This is a genomic window from Paramuribaculum intestinale (assembly GCF_030759015.1).
Taxonomy (GTDB): Bacteria; Bacteroidota; Bacteroidia; order Bacteroidales; family Muribaculaceae; genus Paramuribaculum; species Paramuribaculum intestinale.
In genome coordinates, this window is sequence record NZ_CP098825.1 from 103560 (window position 1) to 127661 (window position 24102).

The following is a 24102-nucleotide window of genomic DNA, read 5'->3' on the forward strand; positions in this document are numbered from 1 at the left end:
ATCGAAGGTTTCATGATGCAAAAGTACTCTAAAAAAATGAATATTAGTGTTAAATTGTCGTCTTATTTGTTGACATGTTCGCGACTTCGGATGGCCGTATACAAGTTTCGGGCGGCATTCCGTGGTTGTCAGGAATGCCGCCCGGGGTATTGTGGCTGTCTGTAGGCGTTGCCGATTATGTGAACGAGATGGTGGATCCTCCCGATGGACGCTGCTGTGTCATCGTCTGGGGGCGGCGATGCGCGCGGGCCTGCTCCACTGTGGCACGGTCGCGGTTGTAGGTCGGACTCTTTTCGAGCACTTCGATGATCGTGTCCGAATCCATTTCATCAGGCTTGAGTATGATGTAGTTGGTGCGGTATGTGTCGACCTTCTCGCCATATTCTTCCCTTATGCGGTCAGATGCACGTGGGGCGGGGGCGGAATTGACGGGGATAGAATTGTTGCTGAACGGTTCGGGCTGGTCCTGATTGCGTATCTCCTGGATCTCACCCAGACGATCCACGTCAAAGCCCGATGCGAGCATCGTGATCTTGATCTGCTCGCCAAGCTCTTTGTCGAAAGCCACGCCCCAGATGATTTTCACCTTCGGGTTGATCTTCTGCACGAAGCTCGTCAGTTCGTTGACCTCGCTGAGCTTGAATTTGTTGGTGGCATCCTGCGAGAAATATATGTTGAAGAGCAGACGCTTGGCCGTAGATATATCGCGGTGTTTTAGAAGCGGCGATGCGAGGGCGTCCTCCAGAGCCTTGGTCACACGGTTCTCACCATCGCCGTAGCCCGACGAGATGATGGCGGCCCCGCCGTCGCGCAGAGTGGTGTTGACGTCGTTGAAGTCGAGATTCATGTAGCCGTCGCAGGTGATCAGCTCCGAGATCGAGCGGGCGGCGGTGGCCAGGGTGTCGTCGGCTTTGCCGAATCCGTTGATGAAGTCCAGATCGCCGTAGATCTCCGTCAGTCGCTCATTATTGATAAGCAGCAGTGCGTCGACATATTTGGCCATCTCGTCGGCTCCCTCGAAGGCCTTGTTGATCTTCTCCTCGCCTTCGAAGTAAAACGGTATGGTGACGATGCCTATCGTGAGCAGACCCCTTTCGCGGGCCACGCGCGCCACAACCGGGCTGGCACCGGTGCCGGTGCCTCCACCCATGCCCGAGGTGATGAACACCATGCGGGTGTCGTCCTGAAACAGTGCCTCGATCTTGGCTATGTCGTTTTCAGCAGCCTCGCGGGCCACTTCCGGCCGGTCGCCGGCTCCAAGGCCGTCGCCGATCATCACTTTGGTAGGCACAGGACTCTGGCGCAGTGCCTGTCGGTCGGTGTTCAGAACCACGAACGACACATGCTGGATGCCCTGACGGAACATGTAGTTGACGGCATTTCCGCCACCGCCGCCAACGCCTATGGCCTTGATTATTATTTTGTCTTTCTGTTCGTTCTCGGGCGATTCGAATTGATCGGCGAGTCCTTCGGGATTAAGTATTTCGTCCATTTCAGTTGTGCTTCGTTTAGTGGAATTAGTCATCAAGCAGATCGCCTCCGTCGGGATCTTCCGGCGGCTCCTGTATCTGTCGTTTCAGCCAGTTGATGGCCTTGGAGAAGCCGCTCTGGCGTTCAGGCTCCGCTACCGGTTCCGGTTCGGGTATGATCTCTATAGGCTCCTCCTTGACAGGTTCGGGCGACAGACACTCCTGGGCGCCTGCCTGGGCGGCAGCGTAGAGTATCGACACTACGTCGACCGAGTAGGCAGGCGATATGCGGCTGTCGGCTATGCCTATGCGCGGACTGATGATGCTTCCCATGCGCACCTTCATTTTGGTGGTGTCGCCGAGAAGGGTGTTGAATTCGGCCAGACGCGCTCCGCCTCCCACTATCACTATGCCGGCGGGAAGTTCGGCAGGCGTCAGTCCGGCGTAGGATATCTGCTCTTTGATGTTGGCTATGATCTCTGCGGCACGGTGGCTCACATAGTTGTTGAATTCGGTCATCTTCACGTCGTCGACGCTCCCTTCGGCAGGCGCTCCCTTGGCGTTGCCGCGCTGGCGCTTGAGAGCTTCGGCATCCTCCTCCACATAGTTGAGGCGGGTGAGGTCGCGGGTGATGTTGCGCGATCCCATAGGGATTGTCTGCAGATACTGGAGATATCCGTGGCGGTAGATGCTGACGGTGACGGTCTCGGCTCCGAAATCCACAAGCATGCAGCCGAGCTGACGCTCCTCGCTGGTGAGGACGATGTCGCCCATTGCGAGATGCTTCACGACGCAGCCGCGCTTCTCCAGTCCGAGTTTCTCTTCGATGAGAAGCTTGAGGTTGCGGCGAAGTTGCGGACGGCACACAATCAGGTTGCCCGACATGCGTATCTCTGAGCCATACATGCCCACAGGCATGTCGGATTTGGCACCGTTGACATAAAACTCGCGAGCCACTACGTCGATCACTTCGCGATCCGGCACCCGCTCGCCGAGCATTTCGCGTTTCAGAGCTTCGATGATGTCGTCGGTCACTTCGGTGTCGGCGGGCAGACGGCGCTCGGTCTGACGCTGTATGGCGGCCACCGACCGGCCTGATATGGATGTGTATATGCCCTCGACCTTGCGGGGAGTCAGACGGTTCTCTATCTTGAGAAGCAGCGTGCGGACGGCATTGGCAGCCATGGACACGTTGCTCAGCTGGCCGTGACGCACGCTGTCGGTCAGCGGCATCTCCTCAATGGCTTTGACTGTGACGTAGCCGTTGGAGTCGACCGAACCGACGGCTCCCTTGATTTTGCTGCTCCCGATCTCGAGAGCTATGATATGCTTTTCGTCCATATAGCGTTAGTCGTTGTGAGTGGGTGTGACTTGATTGTTCGTTATTTGTGGGGCTTGGCGGCCGGTATCGGTTTCTCCGACCGCGGTTTCTGTCCTGGCAGGGCTGTGCCGGGGGCTATGCCGTCGGCGGCCAGCATGGTGCCTATGTCGTCGGCCTCGTCAACTTCTTCCACTTCCACTGCAGGACGCGACAGCTGTTTGTGGCGACGGGTGGCCACGATCTGTCCCGACCATTTAACAGAAATAGTGTCGTAATTGTTCCATCCTTTTACCGGAAGTACTTCGGTATACATCCGGCGGAGCCGTCTGAATTTGTTGTCAAAGTTGTCGGGAGTGCCGAAATTGATGATCTGGCCGCGTATGATTGGCACGAGCATCACGTCGGTAGGGGAGTCGATCTTGATCATCGACACCAGGGAGTTCCATAGCGAGTCGGCTGATATGTAGTCGATGAGAGGCAGCAGGTCGCGGGCCATGCTCTGGGTGTCGGCGATGCGCCCCTGTATGACAGGCACGTCTATGTGGTAGCGGGCGTCGGCCGATATGCGTTTGCCCTCGCGGTTGATGTAGTAGGATTTGTCGCCGTCGAAAACTCTTGCCACCGGACGCATCGGGTCTACGTTTACGAGCACAAAGCCGTCGCTGAGTCTGACTGCCTGCGCCGATTCGATCTTGTCGATGCGTGACAGTATGCGCTCTATGCTGTCGGTGTCGATGTCGAGCAGACGCATCCCTTTGGCGCGCGAGGGTATGATGCCGAGCTCACGGGCAAGTTCGCCGGCGGTGACGAATTTCATGCTCGTGGTGTCGTTGACCGCTATGCGCAGACCGGCGCAGCGACGCTCGCTCCCGGCCTCCGATGAGAGGCTGAGCGCCGTCACAAGATAGGCAAGCAGCACAATGGCTGTGAGGCAGTGCCAGAATGTTCGGGATATGCGGGTACGCCCCTGGCGTCTTGGTCGCTCGTTCATTTTGCGCGTATGGTTTCGGTCAGCTCGGGCAGGCAGTCGGCTATATCGCCGGCACCGGCGGTGAGCAACACCTCAAAGTTACGATTTTTTATTGTTTCTGTCAAATTATCCTTTGTCGTCATGGTTTTTTCACAGCCCGCTATGGCATCGAAGATGAGTGAGGAGCTGACACCCTCTATAGGCTCTTCGCGAGCCGGATAGATCGGCAGAAGCACTACGTCGTCGGCCAGCGACAGAGCCTCGGCAAACTGCGGGGCGAAGTCGCGGGTGCGGCTGTAGAGGTGGGGCTGGAAGGCCACGGTGAGTCTGCGTCCGGGATAAAGAGCCTTGACCGACGATATCGAGGCGCGCAGTTCGTCGGGATGATGGGCATAGTCGTCGATGATCACATGGCCTCCTGGCAGCGGTTCGCGCAGGTGTGCCTCGAAACGGCGTTTCGCTCCCTTGAATGTGCGCATGGCCTCGCGGGCGCTCTCGGGGTCAAGGCATCCGGCGAGAGTCACGGCGCCGAGGGCGGCTACGGCGTTGTCGATGTTGATGTCTACGGGCACTCCAAGCTCCACGTCCTTTACGAGCACTCCTTCCGGACCGGCGAAGTCGAATACGATCGTTCCTTCGCCTCTTCGGATACGTTCGGCATGGAATGTGCCCGAGGCTGCAGAATAAGTGCTGACGGTCACTCCTGGCTGCACCCGCGGCTTCAGCTTCAGGCCTTCGTGTATGAGAAGATGGCCGCCGGGTCGTATAAGTCCGGTGAAGTGTGCGAAACTTTCGAGATATGCCTCCTCGGTGCCGTATATGTCAAGATGGTCGGGGTCGGTCGATGTCACCACGGCTACTTCGGGGGTGAGGTGGTGGAAAGAGCGGTCATATTCGTCGGCTTCAATCACACTCAGATCCGACTCCGGATCGAGCAGGAAGTTGGTTCCGTAGTTGCGGAGCACTCCGCCCAGAAAGGCGTTGCATCCATGGCTGGAGCTGTGGAGCAGATGAGCTGCCATTGATGATGTGGTGGTCTTGCCGTGGGTGCCTGCAAAGCATAGTCCGCGGCTCGTGCGCGTCACGGCGCCGAGTACGGCCGCGCGTTTCACGGGATTGAATCCGTTGGCGCGAAACCATTCGAATATCGGCAGCTCGGCGGGTACGGCCGGGGTGTAGACCACCGTGGTGGTTGATGGATCGCGGTGGCTGGCGGGAATTTCGTCGGCCTCACCGCCGAATGTTATGGCCACGCCCTCCTTTGCAAGTGCGTCGGTGAGCGCCGACGGAGTGCGGTCGTATCCGGCCACATTGCAGCCTTTCGACAGGAAGTAGCGCTCAAGAGCCGCCATTCCGATCCCTCCGGCACCTATGAAGTATATGTTTTCGGTTGTCATTTATCGGTGTGTATCAGTGATATGAGTATGTCGGCTATCTTGTCGTCACTGCCATTCATGGCCATTGATCCGGCTGCTTCAGCGAGTTTGGCAAGCTTTGCTTTGTCGTTCACGAGCGTGAGAGCCATATTGCCGAGGCGTTCTACGGCATCGGAATCGAGAAGCATCAGCGCCGCTCCGCGGTCGGACAGCGCTTCAGCATTGCGTCGCTGATGGTCTTCGGCAACGTTGGGCGATGGAATCAGTATGGCTGCCTTGCCGAGCAGCTGCAGTTCGGATATGGTGCCTGCGCCTGCGCGGGCCACTACCAGATCGGCGGCTCTGTAGGCTGTGGCCATGTCGGCTATAAAGGCCGAGGCCTTGACGTCGGCGTAGCCTGAGGCTTTGGCCATGCACTCTTGTTCGTATAGACGTCCGGTCTGCCATAGCAGCTGAGTGTTTCTCTGCCGGAACCGCGGCAGCATGGCTGCGACGGCATCGTTGACCGTGCGTGCGCCGAGGCTGCCACCGGTGACGAATATCAGAGGCCGCTCCGGGTCAAAGCCGAGACTCTTCTTGGCTTCGGCCTGCGTGAGGCTACATTGCGTAAGCTCTTTTCTCACCGGATTTCCGGTCAGCGTTATGCGGTCGGCCGGGAAGAAACGCTCCATCCCTTCGTAGGCCGTGCATATCGCTGTGGCATGCGGCGCGAGCAGTTTGTTGGTCACTCCGGCATATGAGTTCTGTTCCTGTATCAGCGTCGGTATGCCGCGCTTCTGAGCCTCTTTGAGCACCGGTCCGCTTGCATAGCCGCCTACGCCTACTGCGGCATCGGGCGCGAAGTCAGCCACGATCCGGCGGGCCTTGCGCATGCTTTTCCATAGTTTGAGCAGCACGCCGAAGTTGCGCCATAGCCTCTTGCGGTCGAAGCCCGCCACCGGGAGGCCTTCGATACGGTAGCCGGCTGCAGGCACGCGCTCCATCTCCATACGGCCGAGTGCGCCTACAAAAAGTATCTCGCAGTCGGGCAAGCGGCGGCGCATAGCGTTGGCTATCGACAGAGCCGGGAATATGTGGCCTCCGGTGCCTCCGCCGCTGATAAGTATCTTGATCTTGTTATTGTCTTGTTTCATAGTAGTGGAGTGTGTTGTGAATCATTGCATCATGGTCGGGTTCTCGCCGCGCAGATTCTCGGGAAGAGACTCCATTTCGGCCTTGACCTCCTGACGTTTGGCGCCGTTGAGCGCGGCGTGACGGCTTACACTCAGCATCACGCCGAATGCTATCGAGGTGACGATGATCGACGACCCGCCTTTGGATATGAGCGGCAACGGCTGACCCGACACGGGAGCAAGGCCGCTGACAATGGCCATGTGGAACAACGCCTGATACACGATCATCACAGCCATGCCTATCACCAGCAGCGCCGAGAATACCCTCTGGCATCGCGAGGCTATGGAACTGGCTCTGGCGAGAAGCCACAGATATAGCACCAACACCACAATGCCACCCACAAGGCCGGTGTCTTCGATCACAATCGCGTAGATATAGTCGGAAAAAGCCAACGGCAGACGGGCTGTCTCGCGAGAGTTGCCGGGCATCACGCCGAACACTCCGCCGTTGGCCTGAGCCATGTAGGCATACATCTCCTGACGGTTTTCAGCATTGATGTCGTATTCGTATTTCGGACGGCCGTCGCCACGGTGGCGCATGATGCGGTTGTACCACGTGCCGTGGCGTCCCTCGGTCTGCGTGGCTTCCACTACAGGAGCGCCGTCGACTGTGGCTGGAGCCGATTCGCGTCCGCTGCCAAAAAGCAGAAAGATACCGGCCAGCATGGCATACACCACACCAACAACTATCAGCTTGCGCCATTCCACACCGCCCACGATCATCATCGACATGCTTATGGCCATTAGCAGCAGAGTATTGGTCAAACCCTGCTTGATGAGTAGTCCGCCGAACACGGCCACGATCATCGCCGACATGATCACGCCCCGGTTGTAGACTCCGGCGGTATGCTTGTTGTGGTTCTTCGACATTATCAGCGCTATGACCAGGGCGGCCGAGAGTTTGAGGAACTCCGACGGCTGGATGGTGATGCCCATGAGGTTGAAGCTGCGCCGGGCGCCGTTGACTATCTCGCCGCAGAACAGCACGTAGAGCATCATCCCTATACTTGCTATCACAAGCACCCATATCGGTTTTTCGAATTTCTGATAGGGCACGCGCTGTATGTAGAGCATAAGTCCCAGACCGATCACAAGCAGACCCACGTGGCGCACCAGAGGACCGAAGACGCCCAGGACGCCATGCACGTTGACCTCGCGCGACGATGCGCTGTAAAGCTCTATCAGCGATATTAGGCAGAGCATTATATATATGCCCCAGATGTGTTTGTCGGAGCGTGCGTTGGCCTCGATCTCGGATTTCGCGGGCTTTGTTGCCGCAGGCTGCGACATGTCGACCGGCGGGATTATCTCAAAATTTTCCATAGTCTGTGACGGTTGTAGATGGGCTTATGGTTGCTTGCGATGATGTGTGTCGTGTGGTGAGGTTTGTCATTTCATTGCGGCTACGGCCTGCTTGAACTGGCGGCCGCGGTCCTCGTAGCTGCTGAACAGGTCAAAGCTTGCGCAGCAGGGCGAAAGCAGCACCGTGTCGCCCGGACGGGCTATCTCGCGGCATGCTGCCATGGCTTCGTCCAGTGAATGGGTGTCGCGGATCTGGTCGACGATGCCGCCGAAGTAGCTGATGAGTTTGGAGTTGTCTTTGCCCATGCACACGATCGCTTTCACTTTCTCGCGCACGAGCGGCTCTATCTCCGAATAGTCGTTGCCCTTGTCTTTGCCGCCGAGTATGAGCACAGTGCCCTTAGGCATCGATTCAAGCGCATACCAGCATGAATTGACGTTGGTGGCTTTGGAGTCGTTGATATAGCGCACGCCGTCGACTGTTCCGGCCGGTTCGAGGCGGTGCTCCACTCCTTCGAAGTCCGACAGGGCGCGGCGTATATCCTCTTTTTTTATGTCGAGCAGGCAGGCCGACAGACCGGCAGCCATCGAATTGTATAGGTTGTGGAGGCCGTTGAGCGAAAGCTCGGCGCGTGGCATCTTCAACGATGTTTCCGATGTGTCAAACACCAGTTCGCCCGCGTCGTCGACCCATGCGTGGCTCTGGTGTTCCTCGTGCTCGGCAAATGGAAAGAGGCGTGCCTCGGTGGCTATCTGTTCGAGTTGCCGCTGTATTGTCGGATCATCCTGCCAGAAAATGAAGGCATCCTCCGAGGTGAGGTTGCGGATGATTCTGAATTTGGCCTTGACATAGTTGTCCATCTTGTAGTCGTAACGGTCAAGATGGTCGGGAGTGATATTTAGCATCACGGCTATGTTGGCCTTGAATTCATACATGTTCTCCAGCTGGAAGCTCGACAGTTCGATCACATAGACGTCGTGGGGCGTGCGGGCCACCTGCAGCGCGAGGCTGCGGCCCACGTTGCCGGCAAGTCCTACGTTGATGCCGGCCTCACGGAGTATGTGATAGGTGAGAAGGGTGGTTGTCGTCTTGCCGTTAGACCCGGTTATGCACACCATTTTGGCGTCGGTGAAGCGGCCGGCCATCTCTATCTCCGAAATTACCGGTATCCCTTTTTCGGCTATAGCTTTCATGACCGGTGCGGTAGGCGGTATGCCGGGACTTTTCACGACCTCATCGGCCGAAAGAATGCGCTCGAGTGTATGCTGTCCCTGTTCCCATTCTATGCCTTCGGCTTCAAGCTGCTGGCGATAGCGCTCTGGAATCTGTCCGAAGTCGGAGAGAAACACTTCCATGCCTTTGTCCTTGCCGAGGATAGCTGCTCCGACGCCGCTTTCGCCGCCGCCAAGCACTACCAGACGCTTGCGATTGTTCATAGTTGAGTAATGTATTGATGTCGTTTTATGGTTAGCGTATCTTTAGTGTCACGAATGTCACAGCAGCCAGCAGAATGGCTACTATCCAGAAGCGTACCACTATCTTTGACTCGGGAATCGCTCTCAGCGGAGCCTGTATGAGCGCTTCGATGCCGGAGTTGCCGGGTTTCTGGAAATGGTGGTGCAGGGGGGTCATCTTGAACACACGTCTTCCTTGGCCGTAGCGTCGTTTGGTGATCTTGAAGTAGGCCACCTGGATCATTACCGACAGGTCTTCGATGAAGAATATGGCGCACAACAAAGGTATCAGAAGCTCCTTGCGTATGAGTATGGCAAACACGGCTATTATGCCGCCGATGGCCAGCGAGCCGGTATCGCCCATGAACACCTGTGCCGGAAAAGCATTATACCACAGGAAGCCGATAAGAGCACCGATGAAGGCGGCCATATATACCACAAGCTCTTCACTGCCCGGGATATACATGATGTTGAGATAAGTGGAGTAGATCATGTTGCCGCCAAGGTAGGCCATGATAGCGAGCGCCACGCCGATGATGGCCGACACTCCCGTGCACAGTCCGTCGAGTCCGTCGGTGAGGTTGGCGCCGTTGGATGTTGCGGTGATGACGAAGATCACTACGATCACAAACAGGATCCATCCGGCGGTGGCGGCGTGCTCTCCGGTCCACGATGTGAGGTAGGCATAGTCGAAATTGTTGTTTTTGACAAACGGTATGGTGGTCTGTGCGGCCTTGATGTTCTCATTCTGGCCGGTGACGACGATCTCTTCGCCGCGTGGCTCCATCGTTTCCACATTCTCCCGCATCACAATGTCGGGACTCATCCACATGGTGCATCCCACGATCAGTCCGAGTCCTACCTGCCCTACGATCTTGAATTTGCCGCTCATGCCGTCTTTGTTGTGGCGTTTCATCTTCAGCCAGTCGTCGGCAAAGCCGAGTGCTCCGAGCCATACGGTGGTGAGCAGCATCAGTGCCATGTAGATGCTGCTGAGGTTGCCTACAAGCAGGCAGGGCACCAGTATGGCTATGATTATGATGACGCCTCCCATGGTGGGAGTGCCTTTTTTCTGCATCTGTCCTTCAAGGCCGAGATCGCGCACTATCTCTCCCACCTGCATCAACTGCAGGCGGTCGATGATACGGCGTCCGAACACCATGGCTATGAACAGTGCCAGCACGAAGGCGGCTCCTGAACGGAAGGTTATATAGTTCATCAGGCGTGAGCCCGGTATGCCGGTTTCGGCCAGATAGTCAAACAGGTAATACAGCATCGTTGTCTGTCTATATGATGGTGTGTTTGTTTATTCGGGGTGAATTTTTGCGTGATGGTTATGTGTCAGAGCTGCGACAGCGCCTCTTGCACTACCTCGCGGTCGTCGAAATGATGTTTCACGCCGCGTATCTCCTGATAATCCTCATGTCCCTTGCCGGCCACAAGCACCACATCGCCCTCCTTGGCCAGGCTGACGGCTGTGCGGATGGCCTCGCGACGGTCGGCGATGCACAGCGTGGCTGCAAGTGCGCGTGCGTCGAGGCCTTCGCGCATGTCGGCGATGATGGCGTCGGGTTCTTCGTCGCGCGGATTGTCGGAAGTGAGTATCAGCCGGTCGGAGCGAAGGGCGGCTTCGCGTGCCATGATGGGCCGTTTTCCTTTGTCGCGGTTGCCTCCGGCGCCTACCACGGTGATGATCTGTCCGCGGCCACCGACTATGTCGCGTATGGTGGAGAGCACGTTGACGAGGGCGTCGGGGGTATGGGCGTAGTCGACGATGGCGGTGACTCCGTCGGTTGAGTGGAACGGCTGGAAGCGTCCGGCCACGGGCACCAGACGGCTCATGTCGACGAGCACACGGTCGGGATTCCATCCGAGCAGCAGGGCGGCGCCGTAGACGGCTGTCAGGTTGTAGGCATTGAAGCGTCCGGTGAAGAGCACCTCCACTTCATGTCCGTTCAGAGCCAGCAGCGTGCCGTCAAGACGGCTTTCCACGATCTTGCCGGTGAAGTCGGCGCGGGTGCGCAGGGAGTATGTGTGTCGGCGTGCGTCGGTATTCTGCAGCATGACCTCTCCGGCCTTGTCGTCGGCATTGGTGAGCGCGAAGGCCGTGGCCGGAAGGTTGTCGAAAAAAGATTTTTTTGCAGCCAGATATGCGTCGACGGTCTTGTGGTAGTCAAGATGGTCGCGGGTGAGATTTGTGAATACGCCTCCGGCGAAGTGCAGTCCGGCTATGCGGTGCTGGTGGGCGGCATGAGAGCTGACCTCCATGGCCGCATATTCACATCCGGCATCGACCATCTGCCGGAGCAGGCGGTTGAGTGTCAGCGGGTCGGGTGTGGTCTGGTCGGCATGTACGGCTTCGGTGTCTATATAATTGACAACGGTAGAGAGCAGTCCGGCCTTGTAGCCTTCGAGGCGTGCCATCTCATATATGAGAGTGGCTGTGGTGGTCTTGCCGTTGGTGCCGGTCACGCCTACGAGCTGCAGCTGGCGCGATGGGTTGCCATACCATTGCGATGCGAGAAAGCCTAAGGCTACGGCCGAATCAGACACCTTGACGTAGGTGACAGTCGATTCAAGCCGTTCGGGAAGCTCTTCGCACACTATGGCGGCCACTCCGCCGACAGTCACTATCGGTATGAACCGGTGTCCGTCGACATTGACGCCTCTGACCGCTACAAACAGCGATCCGAGGCTTATCTTGCGCGAATCGCACTCGAGCGATGTGATTTCCACTTCTTCGTTGCCGATCACTTCCTCTACGGTGATGGCTGACAGCAGATGCGAGAGTTTCATAGTCTGTATAGTATGTTTTTTTGTTTTTATTCAGTGAGTGAGAGTGTGACGCGGTGGCCGCGCGGAGCGGAGTTGCCTGCGGCCGGTGTCTGTCGTGTGACGTAGCCGGAGCCGCTGAAGGTCACGTTGTAGCCGGCCTTCTCCAGTATGGAGATGGCGTCGCGTAGTCCGTAGCCCACAACGTCAGGAATTCCCTTGTCGATGTCGCGGGGGCGCGTCAGCGAACGGCGTGCTCCTTTGACTTCCAGTTCACTTCTCACCCGTTCGTGGTGTCCGTTGCGGGCGGTGGCATAGAGCACCGGCGAGTCGCCGGCCGCTTTCTCGGCCGATAGATCCGACGAGTTGCCGAGCATGCCGCGCGAATATAGCTTGAGAGCCACGTTTTTCACCACCTCACCCGATGTCGACGCGGCTCCGAGAGCGTTCTGCTTCGGGTGGCAGGTGAGTACGATGCATGAGTATTTGGGGTTTTCGGCGGGGAAAAATCCGCAGAAGGCGAGTCGTTTCTTTCCGGTGTTGTAGGTGCCTCCCTCTATCATGTAGCATGTGCCGGTCTTGCCTGCGATACGGACGAGATCGTTTTTCAGGCGTCGGCCGGTGCCGTGTGCGCCCCACACCACGTCGGTAAGCATGCTCTGGAGCTTCTTTGCGTTGGCTTCGGAGCATATACGGTCGCGGATATATGTGACGGGCAATATCGAATCGATATCTTCGCCGGTCAGACGGCTGACGAGCCTCGGCCTGACGTAGCGGCCGCCGTTGGCGATGGCATTGTAGACCGAAAGGGTGTAGAGTGGCGGTATTTCTGTGGCGTAGCCGTAGCACTGGCGCGAGAGTGATATTCGTCCTCCGCGGTTAGATGGCACGGAGTCGACGCGCGGAACGCTCTCGCCGGCGATGCCCGTATTCATTGGCTCGAGAAATCCTATCTGTTTGAGCCGGTGGTAGAATCCGCCGGGGTGCGCGTCGTAGCGGCGTGTGATGATGCGTGTCATTCCGATATTGCTCGACTGTTCGATGACTTCGGCCACAGACAGCGATGAGCTGTAGTGGGAGTCGGTGATGCCGCGTCCGCCTGCGTATGGGAATGATTTGCCTATCGGTATCTGTTCGCTGAGGTCGTTGACTATGCCGTCCTCCAGTGCTATGAGCATCGAGATGGGTTTGATTACCGAGCCTGGCTCATAGCCGAGCACGGCTCGGTTCATGCCCTCGATATATCCCGGTGCCGACGGATTTTTTTCGAGGTTGGATATTGCCTTGATGTCGCCTGTGGCCACCTCCATCAATACGGCGACGCCCCAGTCGGCGTTGACGTATGTAAGCAGGTTGTTCAGCTCGTTCTCCACGATGTCTTGCATCTTGATGTCGATGGTGGTGCGTATGTTGAGGCCGGGTATGGCCGGTTTGTCGGTCCAGTTGACGATACCTCTTGTGAGCGCAACCTTCTTGGCTATGCCGGGGGTGCCGAACAGCATGCTGTCAAGCGCTTTTTCAAGCCCTGAAATGCCGTGGATCTCCTTGCATTTCCGGGTGGCGCCGACACCGCCGATGCTTCGGCGCGCCATATCGCCGTAGGGGTTGACCCTACGCATTTTAGACTCTACCGACAGGCCGTTGCGGTTGCGGTTGGGAATTTTGAAGAACGGGAATGTGCGTAGCCGGCGGTAGTCGGCATACGATATGTTGTCAAGCAGACGATAGGCTCTCGGACGTTTGGATTTATCCTTGATGTTGTCGATAGGCTTGAGCAGATGGGCGCGCCATCCTTTGGCGTCGCGCACCGGGAAGTAGCGTGCCAGAGAGTCGGCTATGGTGTCGATCTGCTGTCGCAGCCGGTGCTCCATGAAGCGTTCGCTGCGGTAATCAATTCTGACGGTGTAGTATCGCAGGTTGGTGGCGAGGATGCTTCCGTCGGCAGCAAGTATATTGCCGCGTTCGGGGGCTATCGTGTCGCATCTCGACAGTTCGCGGTGAGCCTTTTCGTTCCATGCGTCAGCCGATACGACAGTGTTGTCGACCACGTGCCACACGATTCCGGCTGCACACGCCAGCATTGCCGCCACGATCAGCGCGTAGCGGCGGTTCATGTGTTTGCGGTTGGATCTTTTCTTTGGCTGGCTCATCGTGAGGGAAGTTTGTATGGTGGACGTTGTTGAACGTGCAGATTCAGTCCGAGCGAATCCACGAGCTGCTGCATCTCCGATTCGCGGGTGCGGCTCATGTAGACCGACCTGACGCGCATTCGTTCGGTCTTGACGATCTCAAGTTCGGTGTTGAGCCGCCTGATCTCTTCCATTTTTGTCTGACAGTGGTATTTGTTGGTTATAAAGACCATTATGACAGTGAATATGGCGAACACCTTAAGCCAGTGGCGTGCGAAGAAGTCGCTGGAGATCACCTGTCCGTAGATCAGGCGTCCGGCTATCGACCCTTTCTGCTTTGGTTTCGTGGATGATTTCTTTGACATGGCTTGCAGACGGGCGGTTAAAGTTTTACGGCGGTGCGCAGTTTGGCACTGCGTGAACGCGGATTGCGGTTGATCTCATCTTCGTCTGGCACCATGGGTTTCGACGTTATCTGTCGTAGCGGCGCTTCTGTGCGTCCGAAAAAGTCTTTTTCAATCCGTCCTTCGATGTTGCCGGTCTTCATGTAGTTTTTGACCATGCGGTCTTCAAGCGAATGGTAAGTGATGATGGCCAGACGTCCGCCCGGAGCCAGGAGGCTTGTCGCCTGATCGAGGAAGGAACTGAGCGCGTCGAGTTCGCCGTTGACGGCTATGCGCAAAGCCTGAAATACCTGTGCGAGTTCTTTCTTTTCGGCTTTGGGGCTTATCAGTGGCCTGACGACGGCGAGAAGCTGTTCGATGGTTGTGATTTCTTCGCGGCTTCTTGCTTTAACGATGGCTGCGGCTATGCGGCGTGACTGGCGTAGCTCGCCGTAGAGGCTGAATATGCTTGCAAGCGATTCTTCGGAGTTTTCGGCTATGAGGCGGGCTGCTGTCAGGTTTGACCGCTGGTTCATGCGCATGTCGAGCGGGCCGTCCCAGCGGAACGAAAATCCCCGTGCCGAGTCGTCGAAGTGGTGGAACGACACTCCCAGATCGGCCAGAATGCCGTCCACGTGCTCCACGCCGTGGTAACGCATGAAGTTTCGCAGGAAGCGGAAGTTGGAATGTACGATTGTAAACCGTGGGTCGCGGAATGCTCTCTCCACGGCTTCGGAGTCCTGGTCGAATCCGTAGAGATGTCCTGTGGTGTCGAGCCGCTCCACAATGGCGCGGGAATGTCCGCCGCCACCGTAGGTGACGTCGATATAGATGCCTCCGGGACGTATCGCGAGGGCTTCGAGGGTCTGCGGCAACAAGGCCGGTATGTGATACACTTCTTCGGTCATATTTCCACCACTGAATTGGGGGTCGTAAAGTTAGCTATTTTTGACGTGAATTTACAATTTCAAACGCCAAATTTTTATGGATGTTAATAACTTGATGCGTTCCGTATTGATATTTGGCTGTTTATCAACGCTATAATCAACGATGGCGATATTTGCAAATGTAAATTTTATGAGGCTTGATAAAACATATCCGACGGTCATGGCAAAGCTTTTGTGGATGCTCTGCTGACGACCGTCGGACTGTATTTGCGAGTTGCTGATATCGCTTTATTCCATCAGTTTGCGGTAGCGGCGTCGCGGTGGCTCTTTGCCTCCGTTCTGTGCGCGTTTGTAGTCCTCATAGTCGGAATATGATCCGGCGTAGAACACGACTTTGCCGTCGCCCTCAAAAGAGAGTATGTGAGTGCAGATGCGGTCGAGGAACCATCGGTCGTGGCTTACGACCACAGCGCAGCCTGCGAAGTCCTCCAGTCCCTCTTCAAGCGCCCGCAAGGTGTTGACGTCAATGTCGTTGGTCGGCTCGTCGAGCAGCAGCACATTGCCCTCTTCCTTCAGAGCCATCGCAAGGTGAAGGCGGTTGCGCTCTCCGCCCGATAGCACTCCGATCTTCTTTTCCTGATCAGCTCCGGAGAAGTTGAATTTCGACAGGTAGGCACGGGCGTTTACGTCGCGGCCACCCATGCGGAACGACTCAGTGCCCTGGGAGATGACTTCGTAGACGCTCTTCTCCGGCAACAGATCGTGATGGGTCTGATCGACGTAGGCAATCTTGACGGTTTCGCCCACTTCGAAGCTTCCGGCGTCGGGCTTCTCCTGACCCATGATGAGGCGGAAAAGCGTGGTTTTGCCGGCTCCATTGGGTCCTATCACGCCGACAATGCCTGCGGGCGGGAGCATGAAGTCGAGATCCTTGAACAGCTGTTTCGAACCGAAGGCTTTCGACAGCCCGGTGGCTTCGATCACTTTGTTGCCCAGACGCGGGCCGTTGGGGATGAATATCTCCAGACGTTCCTCACGTTCGCGCTGGTCTTCGTTGAGAAGTCGGTCGTAGCTCGACAGGCGCGCCTTGCCTTTGGCCTGACGCGCTTTCGGAGCCATGCGCACCCATTCAAGTTCGCGTTCGAGGGTTTTGCGGCGTTTCGAGGCCTGTTTTTCCTCCTGTGCCATGCGTTTGGTCTTCTGGTCGAGCCATGACGAGTAGTTGCCCTTCCATGGAATTCCTTCGCCACGGTCGAGTTCGAGTATCCAGCCTGCCACGTGGTCGAGGAAGTAGCGGTCGTGGGTGATGGCTATGACTGTGCCCTGATACTGTTGCAGGTGTTGTTCGAGCCAGTCGATCGACTCGGCGTCGAGATGGTTGGTCGGCTCGTCGAGCAGCAGCACGTCGGGCTGCTGGAGCAGCAGCCGGCAGAGCGCCACGCGGCGCCGTTCGCCTCCCGAAAGGGTGGCGACAGGCTGGTCGTCGGGCGGGCACTGCAGGGCATCCATGGCGCGTTCGAGGCGTGAGTCGATGTTCCATGCGTCGGCGGCGTCAAGTGCGTCCTGCAGCTCGGCCTGACGGGCTATCAGGGCTTCCATGCGGTCAGGGTCTTCAAATACTTCGGGGTCGGCGAAAGCTTCATTGACCTTGTCGAATTCGGCAAGGAGATCCATGGTGGGCTGTACGCCTTCGCGCACCACCTCGATGACGGTTTTCTGCGGGTCGAGCTGCGGATCCTGCTCAAGGTAGCCCACGGTGTAGCCCGGCGCCCACACCACTTCGCCCTGATAGCTTTTGTCGATGCCGGCTATGATTTTCAGAAGTGATGATTTGCCGGAGCCGTTGAGGCCTATGATGCCAATCTTGGCGCCGTAGAAAAACGACAGATATATGTTTTTAAGTACTTGTTTTTGCGGAGGATAGGTCTTGCTTAAGCCTACCATTGAGAAGATTACCTTTTTGTCGTCGGCCATATTTATTGTATATTGGTCAGAGTGTGGGTATTGATGGTTTTAGAGTTGAGCCGATTATCGCCGGCGGCTGGATGCATGTCTCACAGGATAGTCGCATCCGGTGCGACCTTCGGCTATGTCCTTTAGCTTGCGGCGTATCAGCTGCTTGCGTATGGGCGATATGTGGTCGATGTAAAGCTTGCCTTCGAGATGGTCGCATTCGTGCTGCACGATGCGCGCCAGAAAACCGTCGATGATCTCCTCGTGGGCATTCATTTCGGCGTCGAGCCAGCGTAGCCGTATGTGTTCGGTGCGTCCGACGTTTTCCGATAGTCCGGGTAGTGACAGGCATCCTTCGGATCGGTTGATGCGTTCGCCTTCAAGTATTTCTATTTCAGGGTTGATGAGTGTCATCTTGCGTCCGGCGCATTCCGGGAAGCTGTCGGCCACGGGTGAGGCGTCGATGACAACAAGTCTGATGCTTTTGCCGATCTGGGGCGCGGCGAGTCCGACGCCTTCGGAGGCGTACATTGTTGCATACATGTCGTCGATGAGTTTTGTAAGCTCTTCCGACGATTCCTTGACGGGCTCTGCTGTCTGTCGGAGCACCGGATGTCCGTAGAGGTATATAGGTAGTTTCATTGCTGTGTTGATAAAGCTATTGGATTGTGACTGGTGTCGGAACCGTATGGGGGGGCAGCGTTACTCTCTGGAGCTGTACTGGCGGCTTTCGAGATAGGAGTTGAGTATGAGCACTGCGGCCATGCGGTCGGCGAGCGACTTGTCGCGGCGTTGCGTGCGGCTCATTCCCGAATCGATCATTGACCGGTGGGCTATGGCTGAGGTGAAGCGCTCGTCCCACATGACTATCTCCATCGCGGGGAGCGCCTTGCGCAGACGTGCTATGGCCGGACGGATAAAACGCATGGATTCCGACTCGTTGCCGCGAAGGTCGCGCGGAAGTCCGGCTACGATGAAGTCGACCTGCTCGCGGGCGCAGTAGCCGGCGACGAATGCAGGCAGTCCGGCGGTGTCGACGGTCTGGAGCGCTGTCGCAACGATGCGCAACGGGTCGGTTACCGCCACTCCGCAGCGGCGTCGGCCGAAGTCTATGCCTATGATTCTTCCCATTTTGCTGCAAAGTTACATAAAAAATCTCTCTTTTTTGTCTATATTTGCAGTCAGAATCAATCATAACTTCCACAGCAATATGAAAAAAGTATTTTTTGCGGTCGCAATGATCGCAGCAGCGGCTACGGCCGGCGCTTCAGAGGCGCCGCTGTGGCTGCGCAATCCGGCTATTTCGCCTGATGGCCGGACTATCGCGTTTACATATCGCGGTGATATATTCACCGTCGGTGCCGGCGGCGGACAGGCTCGTCAGATCACGACCAATCCCGCATACGATACAGCTCCGGTGTGGAGTCCCGACGGAAAATCGATAGCTTTTGCGAGCGATCGCGACGGTTCGATGGATGTATTCATCGTACCGGCTACGGGAGGACAGCCAGTGAAGCTCACTACGCATTCTGCGGCTGAGACTCCTGTTGCTTTCCTCACTCCCGATACATTGCTGTTCAGCGCGGCGGTCATGCCGGCTCAGGCCGACATACAGTTTCCGTCGTCGCTTTTTCCGCAGACCTACAAGGTGAGTGTCAAGGGCGGGCGTCCGCAGATGTACACTTCGCTTGCCATGGAGCAGATTTCGGTCAATCCTGTGGATGGCAGTATACTCTATACCGATAAGAAGGGCTATGAGGATCCCCTGCGCAAGCATCACACATCGTCGATCACCCGCGATATATGGCTTGCCGACCACAACGGACGTGCGGGATTCAAAAAACTCACATCGTCGACCGGTGAGGATCGTAATGCTGTATGGACTCCCGACGGACGGTCGTACTATTTCCTGAGCGAGCGCGACGGCGGTTCGTTCAATGTTTACAAGGCCACTCCGGGCTCTTCGGAGGTGAAGCGCGTCACCGACCATGCGAAGCATCCTGTACGTTCGCTGTCGGTGGCATCTGACGGTACGCTCTGCTACAGCTACGACGGCGAGCTGTGGACGGTCAAGGAGGGTGCTGCTCCCTCGAAGGTAAAGGTGGCTATCGCTGCCGATTACAATGAGAAGCCGCTCGTGGCTCAGGTGCGTCGCAGCGGCGCTACCGATCTGGCAGTGTCGCCTTCGGGCAAGGAAGTGGCGTTCATCCTCCATGGCGACGTGTATGTGACGTCGATCGAATATGCCACTACCCGGCGCGTTACCGACACTCCGCAGCAGGAACGCGATCTGAGTTTCAGCGCCGACGGCCGCAGTATAGTGTATTCGGCCGAGCGCGGCGACACATGGGGCATATATCGAAGCTCGATAAAACGTCCCGAAGAGAAGCTGTTCACCTATGCCACCGAGATCGAGGAGGAGCCGCTTGTGGCCGACGGCCGCACTTCGTTCCAGCCGGCATATTCGCCCGACGGCAAGGAGGTGGCGTTCCTGCGCGACCGCACGGAGCTGTGTGTTATCAATCTCGCCGACAAGAAAATCCGCACGGTGCTTGACGGGAAATACAATTACTCGTATTCCGACGGCGACGTCACTTACAGATGGAGTCCCGACAGCCGCTGGTTTCTGGTCGACTACATAGGCCATGGCGGCTGGAATAATAAGGATGTGGCTCTGGTCAAGGCCGACGGATCCGGCGAGGTTACAAATCTTACGGAGAGCGGATATACCGACGGCAATGCAAAGTGGGTGCTCGGAGGCAAGGCCATGATATGGGAGAGCGACCGCGCGGGCTATCGCAGCCACGGCAGCTGGGGTTCGGAAAGCGACACCTATATAATGTTCTTCGATCCTGAAGCCTGGGATCGCTTCCGTCTTTCGAAAGAGGAGCTCGCTCTGCTTGAGGAGGCAGAAAAAGACTCCAAGGATAAGGCTGACGACTCGGTCAAGAGCGATAAGAAGGGTAAGAAAGGCAAGAAGGATGCAGATAAAGACAGCGAGAAAGCTTATAAGGTCGAAGCTCTTAAGTTTGATCTTGACGGACGCCGCGACCGCGTGGCGCGTCTGACCGGCAACTCTTCGCGCATGGGCGACGCCCATCTCTCTAAAAAAGGCGACAAGCTGTATTATTGCGCCGCTTTTGAGGATGGATACGACCTCTGGGAGCGTGATCTCAAGGAGGGTACGGTGCGCAAGCTTGCCAAGGGCGTAGGCGGATTCATGAATCCCGGCAAGGATGAAAACAAGGTGTATGTGGTTCGCCGCGGCAGTCTGACCGAGGTGAATCTAAGCGACGGCAAGACCAAGGATATCGCTTTCGAGGCCGACTTCAACTATCGTCCGGCTATGGAACGTCAGTATATATTCAATCACGCATGGCGTCAGGTCAACGACAAGTTCTATGATCCGAAAATCCATGGTGTGGACTGGGAAGGATACCATGAAGCCTACGGCCGCTTCCTTGACCATATCGACAACAACTACGATTTTGCGCAGATGCTGTCGGAGATGCTCGGCGAACTGAACGGATCGCATACAGGCGCACGTTATTATGCCTACGGTTCGGCACAGCCTACGGCTTCGCTCGGAGCGTTCTTCGATGAGGATTACAAGGGCGACGGACTGAAGGTGACTGAAGTAATAGCCCGCGGTCCGCTTGCGACGTCGGGCAACAAGGTGCGTCCGGGTGTAGTCATCGAGAGTATCGACGGCCATAAGATAGCTGCCGGCACCGACTATTATCCTCTTCTTGCCGGAAAGGCGGGCAAGAAAGTGACTCTCGGTGTGGTGACTCCCGAGGGACGACGTGAGGAGCAGGTGGTGAAGCCTATAGGCTCCGGTCAGCTCAATGACCTGCTCTACAACCGGTGGGTGGAGCGCAACCGTCAGGCTACGGCACGGATTTCGGGCGGCCGGATCGGTTATATCCACGTAAAAGGGATGGACAGCCCCAGTTTCCGCACTGTCTACTCTGATCTGCTCGGACGTTACCGCGACTGTGACGCCGTGGTGATCGACACGCGTCACAATGGCGGCGGATGGCTTCACGACGATCTGGCCACGCTCCTCAGCGGCAAGCAGTATGCCGAGTTTGCTCCGCGCGGGCAGTATATCGGTTCGGATCCGTTCAACAAGTGGCTGAAGCCTTCGTGTGTGCTCGTGTGCGAGGACAACTATTCCAACGCCCATGGCTTCCCATGGGTCTACAAGACTCTCGGCATCGGAAAACTTGTCGGAGCGCCTGTTCCCGGTACGATGACGGCTGTGTGGTGGGAGTCGCAGATTGATCCGACGATCGTGTTCGGCATTCCGCAGGTGGGCTGCAAGGATATGCAGGGCCGCTATCTCGAAAATCTCGATCTCAACCCTGATATATTGATATACAACACTCCAGAGCAACAGCTCAGCGGTGACGACCGGCAGCTTGAGGCTGCGGTGAAGTCGCTGATGTGATCGGGAATATAATCAAAGTTGATTCAGGATATTGTGCCGATAAGGTACAATATCCTGATTTTTTATGATTGATTTTGACATCGCATTATGTGGTCATATTGTGGAAAGTCAATGGGTTATGCAGGATGAATATGCATTGGTTGTGTTTGTTAACAAATATTAACGGGGGGGGGGTAATTTTTAGGTATATTATCATTACCTTTGCCTTGCCAAAGGTATATGCGTACTGATGGCAGGAAAATTTATGGATGGGAATATGGAAAGCACCGGCAGTATGCATGAGTTACATTAGCGAATACGGTAGGCCGATCATGTAAAAGAGGTCGCCGATACGTCGTAACCATATCCTGAATCAAATCTAAATCATTATCATAAGTGTTTATTAGTCAAATCAAACAGATAGCATAAATGAAAATACTTTTGAAAAGCAGCCTGCTGGCACTGGCCATGCTCTTTGCCGGATCGTCGGAGATCCAGGCGAGAGATCTGGCATTAAAGACCAACATACTCTATGATGCTGCCTTGACGGTGAATCTGGGTGGCGAGGTGGCTTTGGCCCCGAAATGGTCGTTTGATCTGTCGGGTAACCTTAACGCATGGACTGTCAACTCCCATAAATGGAAGCACTGGATGGTGCAGCCAGAGCTGCGCTACTGGTTCTGTCAGGAGCTTCAGGGACATTTCGTCGCCGCCCACGCGCTTGGAGGCCAGTACAACGTGGGTAATGTCGACCTTGATTTCAAGATGCTCGGCACCGATTTCCGCAACCTCAAGGATCGTCGCTATCAGGGATGGTATGGAGGTTTTGGCGTGGCCTACGGCTATTCGTGGATACTCGGCCGCCACTGGAATCTTGAGGCGGAGCTGGGTATTGGATGGATCTACACTAAATATGACGTGTATCCGTGCGCCAAGTGCGGGACGAGGCTTGCCAAGGATCGCAGCCACAACTATTTCGGCCCGACCAAGGTGGCTTTGAATCTCGTACATGTATTCTAACCCTCCCAACCGACTACGATGATGAAAAAAATACTGATCTCTATGATTCTGGGTGCGGGCGCTGTGTCGGCGTTCGCATCGGTGCAGGCGGCGTCAGGCACGAAGCTTAAGAACGTCGGCGTTGAACGCACCGAAAACACACTGTATCTCAACGGCGAGGTGCCACTGGGTCGCGTCGACGGCTCAAACCGTGAAGTGTGGGTGACTCCCGTGCTTCGCAACGGCAACGACTCGATAGAGCTGGGCACGACGGTGATCGCCGGTCGCAACCGTTATTATCAGGCTTTGCGCCACGATCTCGAAAAGCGCGAGGGAGTAGCTCTGGTGCGTTCGGGTGCCAATATGAAGTCATTGCCTCTGGCTGTCCAGGTTCCATATCAGAAATGGATGGGCGGCGCGGAGATGCATGTACGTTACGAAACCAAGGGATGCTGCTCCGACGATCTGGGCCGTGAGATAGTGCCGCTCGGACGTCTTGATCTTGAACCGAAGAAGTTCGAGCCGGTGTTTAACTGGATCGCTCCTACGGCTGAGGCTGTGAAGATACGCGAGCTCAAGGGTCAGGCGTTTATCGATTTCCCGGTCAACAAGACAGTGATATATCCCGACTATCGCGGCAACCAGGGCGAACTCGCCAAGATACGCGCCACGATCGACACTGTGATCAACGACAAGGATGTGGAGATCACGGCTCTTTCGATCAAGGGCTTCGCATCGCCCGAAGGACCGTGGAACAACAACGTGCGTCTGGCCAAAGGACGTACGGCGGCGCTTAAGAGCTACGTGGAAACGCTCTACCACTTCTCGCCCGACTTCATACAGACCTCGTATGATCCCGAGGACTGGGGCGGTCTGCGAGCCTATATGGTGAAGAGCAACATGGCTGACAAACAGGCCATCATAGCCCTTATCGACAGCGATATGGAACCTGATGCCAAGAACAGCAAACTGCAGCGCGACTTCCCCGACGCCTACCGATTCCTGCTGGCCAACGTATATCCGGCGCTGCGTCATTCGGACTACCGCATCGAGTATCGCGTGCGCGCTTTCAGCGACGTCAACGAGATCATAGCGTTGTCGCGCACCCGTCCGCAGAATCTGTCGCTGCAGGAATTCTTTGTGGCAGCGCGCTCGCTAGAACCCGGCTCGGACGACTACAACGAACTGTTCGAAACCGCAGTGCGCATGTTCCCTGAATCGGAAGTAGCCAACCTCAATGCCGCCAATGCGGCTATGATGCGCGGTGACATGGTGGGCGCCAAGCGTTATCTCGACTGTGCGGGAGAGGGTGCCGAGGCCACGTATGCCCGCGGAGTGTATCACGCTCTCGAGGGCGACTATGATGCCGCCAACCGCTACTTCCAGCGTGCTGCCCGCATGAAGGTGGCCGACGCTCCGGCTGCTTTGGAGCAGCTTAAGGAGGTGGCTGAATAAAACTGCAGGAACGATCCGTCAGGATTA

At 56.5% G+C, this 24102-nt stretch carries 18 protein-coding genes; 3 read left to right on the forward strand and 15 right to left on the reverse strand.

The features are described from left to right. Nucleotides 1-175: 175 nt before the first annotated feature. The 15 genes from ftsZ to ruvX all read right to left on the reverse strand — a co-directional run bounded on the left by ftsZ (nucleotide 176) and on the right by ruvX (nucleotide 18320). A complete protein-coding gene (ftsZ, locus tag NF347_RS00375; RefSeq protein WP_161553827.1) occupies nucleotides 176-1492 on the reverse strand; it encodes a cell division protein FtsZ in 1317 nt (438 codons plus the stop codon). Nucleotides 1493-1517: 25 nt separating this feature from the next. After that, a complete protein-coding gene (locus tag NF347_RS00380) occupies nucleotides 1518-2810 on the reverse strand; it encodes a cell division FtsA domain-containing protein (protein ID WP_107036624.1) in 1293 nt (430 codons plus the stop codon). Nucleotides 2811-2851: 41 nt separating this feature from the next. Beyond that, nucleotides 2852-3781, reverse strand: coding sequence for a cell division protein FtsQ/DivIB (locus NF347_RS00385; protein ID WP_107036623.1), 930 nt, complete (start codon nucleotides 3779-3781; stop codon nucleotides 2852-2854). Continuing rightward, a complete protein-coding gene (locus NF347_RS00390; protein ID WP_107036622.1) occupies nucleotides 3778-5157 on the reverse strand; it encodes a UDP-N-acetylmuramate--L-alanine ligase in 1380 nt (459 codons plus the stop codon). The genes NF347_RS00385 and NF347_RS00390 overlap by 4 nt, the downstream gene beginning before the upstream one ends. Further along, on the reverse strand, nucleotides 5154-6269 hold the full coding sequence (murG, locus tag NF347_RS00395) for an undecaprenyldiphospho-muramoylpentapeptide beta-N-acetylglucosaminyltransferase (RefSeq protein WP_107036621.1): 1116 nt from the start codon (nucleotides 6267-6269) through the stop codon (nucleotides 5154-5156). Before murG ends, NF347_RS00390 begins: the two co-directional genes overlap by 4 nt. A gap of 21 nt (nucleotides 6270-6290) precedes the next feature. Beyond that, a complete protein-coding gene (locus tag NF347_RS00400; protein ID WP_123541733.1) occupies nucleotides 6291-7631 on the reverse strand; it encodes an FtsW/RodA/SpoVE family cell cycle protein in 1341 nt (446 codons plus the stop codon). Between the two features lie 66 nt (nucleotides 7632-7697). Next, nucleotides 7698-9047: a UDP-N-acetylmuramoyl-L-alanine--D-glutamate ligase gene (murD, locus tag NF347_RS00405; RefSeq protein WP_107681432.1), complete on the reverse strand. Its 1350-nt coding sequence runs from the start codon at nucleotides 9045-9047 to the stop codon at nucleotides 7698-7700. Nucleotides 9048-9078: 31 nt separating this feature from the next. After that, nucleotides 9079-10341, reverse strand: a complete 1263-nt coding sequence (gene mraY, locus NF347_RS00410) for a phospho-N-acetylmuramoyl-pentapeptide-transferase (RefSeq protein ID WP_107036618.1) — start codon at nucleotides 10339-10341, stop codon at nucleotides 9079-9081. Nucleotides 10342-10406: 65 nt separating this feature from the next. After that, nucleotides 10407-11861, reverse strand: coding sequence for a UDP-N-acetylmuramoyl-L-alanyl-D-glutamate--2,6-diaminopimelate ligase (locus NF347_RS00415; RefSeq protein WP_107036617.1), 1455 nt, complete (start codon nucleotides 11859-11861; stop codon nucleotides 10407-10409). A gap of 26 nt (nucleotides 11862-11887) precedes the next feature. Beyond that, nucleotides 11888-13951, reverse strand: coding sequence for a penicillin-binding protein (locus tag NF347_RS00420; protein WP_306254309.1), 2064 nt, complete (start codon nucleotides 13949-13951; stop codon nucleotides 11888-11890). Between the two features lie 32 nt (nucleotides 13952-13983). Then, on the reverse strand, nucleotides 13984-14331 hold the full coding sequence (locus tag NF347_RS00425) for an FtsL-like putative cell division protein (protein ID WP_107036615.1): 348 nt from the start codon (nucleotides 14329-14331) through the stop codon (nucleotides 13984-13986). A gap of 17 nt (nucleotides 14332-14348) precedes the next feature. Further along, entirely contained in the window at nucleotides 14349-15257 is a 909-nt protein-coding gene (gene rsmH / locus NF347_RS00430) for a 16S rRNA (cytosine(1402)-N(4))-methyltransferase RsmH (protein ID WP_107036614.1), read from the reverse strand. A 267-nt stretch (nucleotides 15258-15524) separates the two neighbouring features. Beyond that, nucleotides 15525-17210, reverse strand: a complete 1686-nt coding sequence (gene ettA, locus NF347_RS00435; protein WP_107036613.1) for an energy-dependent translational throttle protein EttA — start codon at nucleotides 17208-17210, stop codon at nucleotides 15525-15527. A 54-nt stretch (nucleotides 17211-17264) separates the two neighbouring features. Then, a complete protein-coding gene (gene def / locus NF347_RS00440) occupies nucleotides 17265-17831 on the reverse strand; it encodes a peptide deformylase (protein WP_107036612.1) in 567 nt (188 codons plus the stop codon). A gap of 60 nt (nucleotides 17832-17891) precedes the next feature. Next, the gene (gene ruvX, locus NF347_RS00445) at nucleotides 17892-18320 is read right to left on the reverse strand and encodes a Holliday junction resolvase RuvX (protein ID WP_107036611.1); all 429 of its coding nucleotides are present in this window, start codon (nucleotides 18318-18320) and stop codon (nucleotides 17892-17894) included. A 79-nt stretch (nucleotides 18321-18399) separates the two neighbouring features. Here ruvX and NF347_RS00450 point away from each other — a divergent pair, with 79 nt between their 5' ends. From NF347_RS00450 to NF347_RS00460, 3 genes are all read left to right on the forward strand, one after another. Then, a complete protein-coding gene (locus NF347_RS00450) occupies nucleotides 18400-21642 on the forward strand; it encodes a S41 family peptidase (RefSeq protein ID WP_107681430.1) in 3243 nt (1080 codons plus the stop codon). A gap of 408 nt (nucleotides 21643-22050) precedes the next feature. Beyond that, nucleotides 22051-22641 carry a DUF3575 domain-containing protein gene (locus NF347_RS00455; RefSeq protein ID WP_107036609.1) on the forward strand — a complete coding sequence of 197 codons (591 nt, stop codon included), beginning with the start codon at nucleotides 22051-22053 and terminating at the stop codon, nucleotides 22639-22641. Nucleotides 22642-22659: 18 nt separating this feature from the next. Further along, nucleotides 22660-24075, forward strand: a complete 1416-nt coding sequence (locus tag NF347_RS00460; RefSeq protein ID WP_107036608.1) for a hypothetical protein — start codon at nucleotides 22660-22662, stop codon at nucleotides 24073-24075. Nucleotides 24076-24102: the final 27 nt, after the last annotated feature.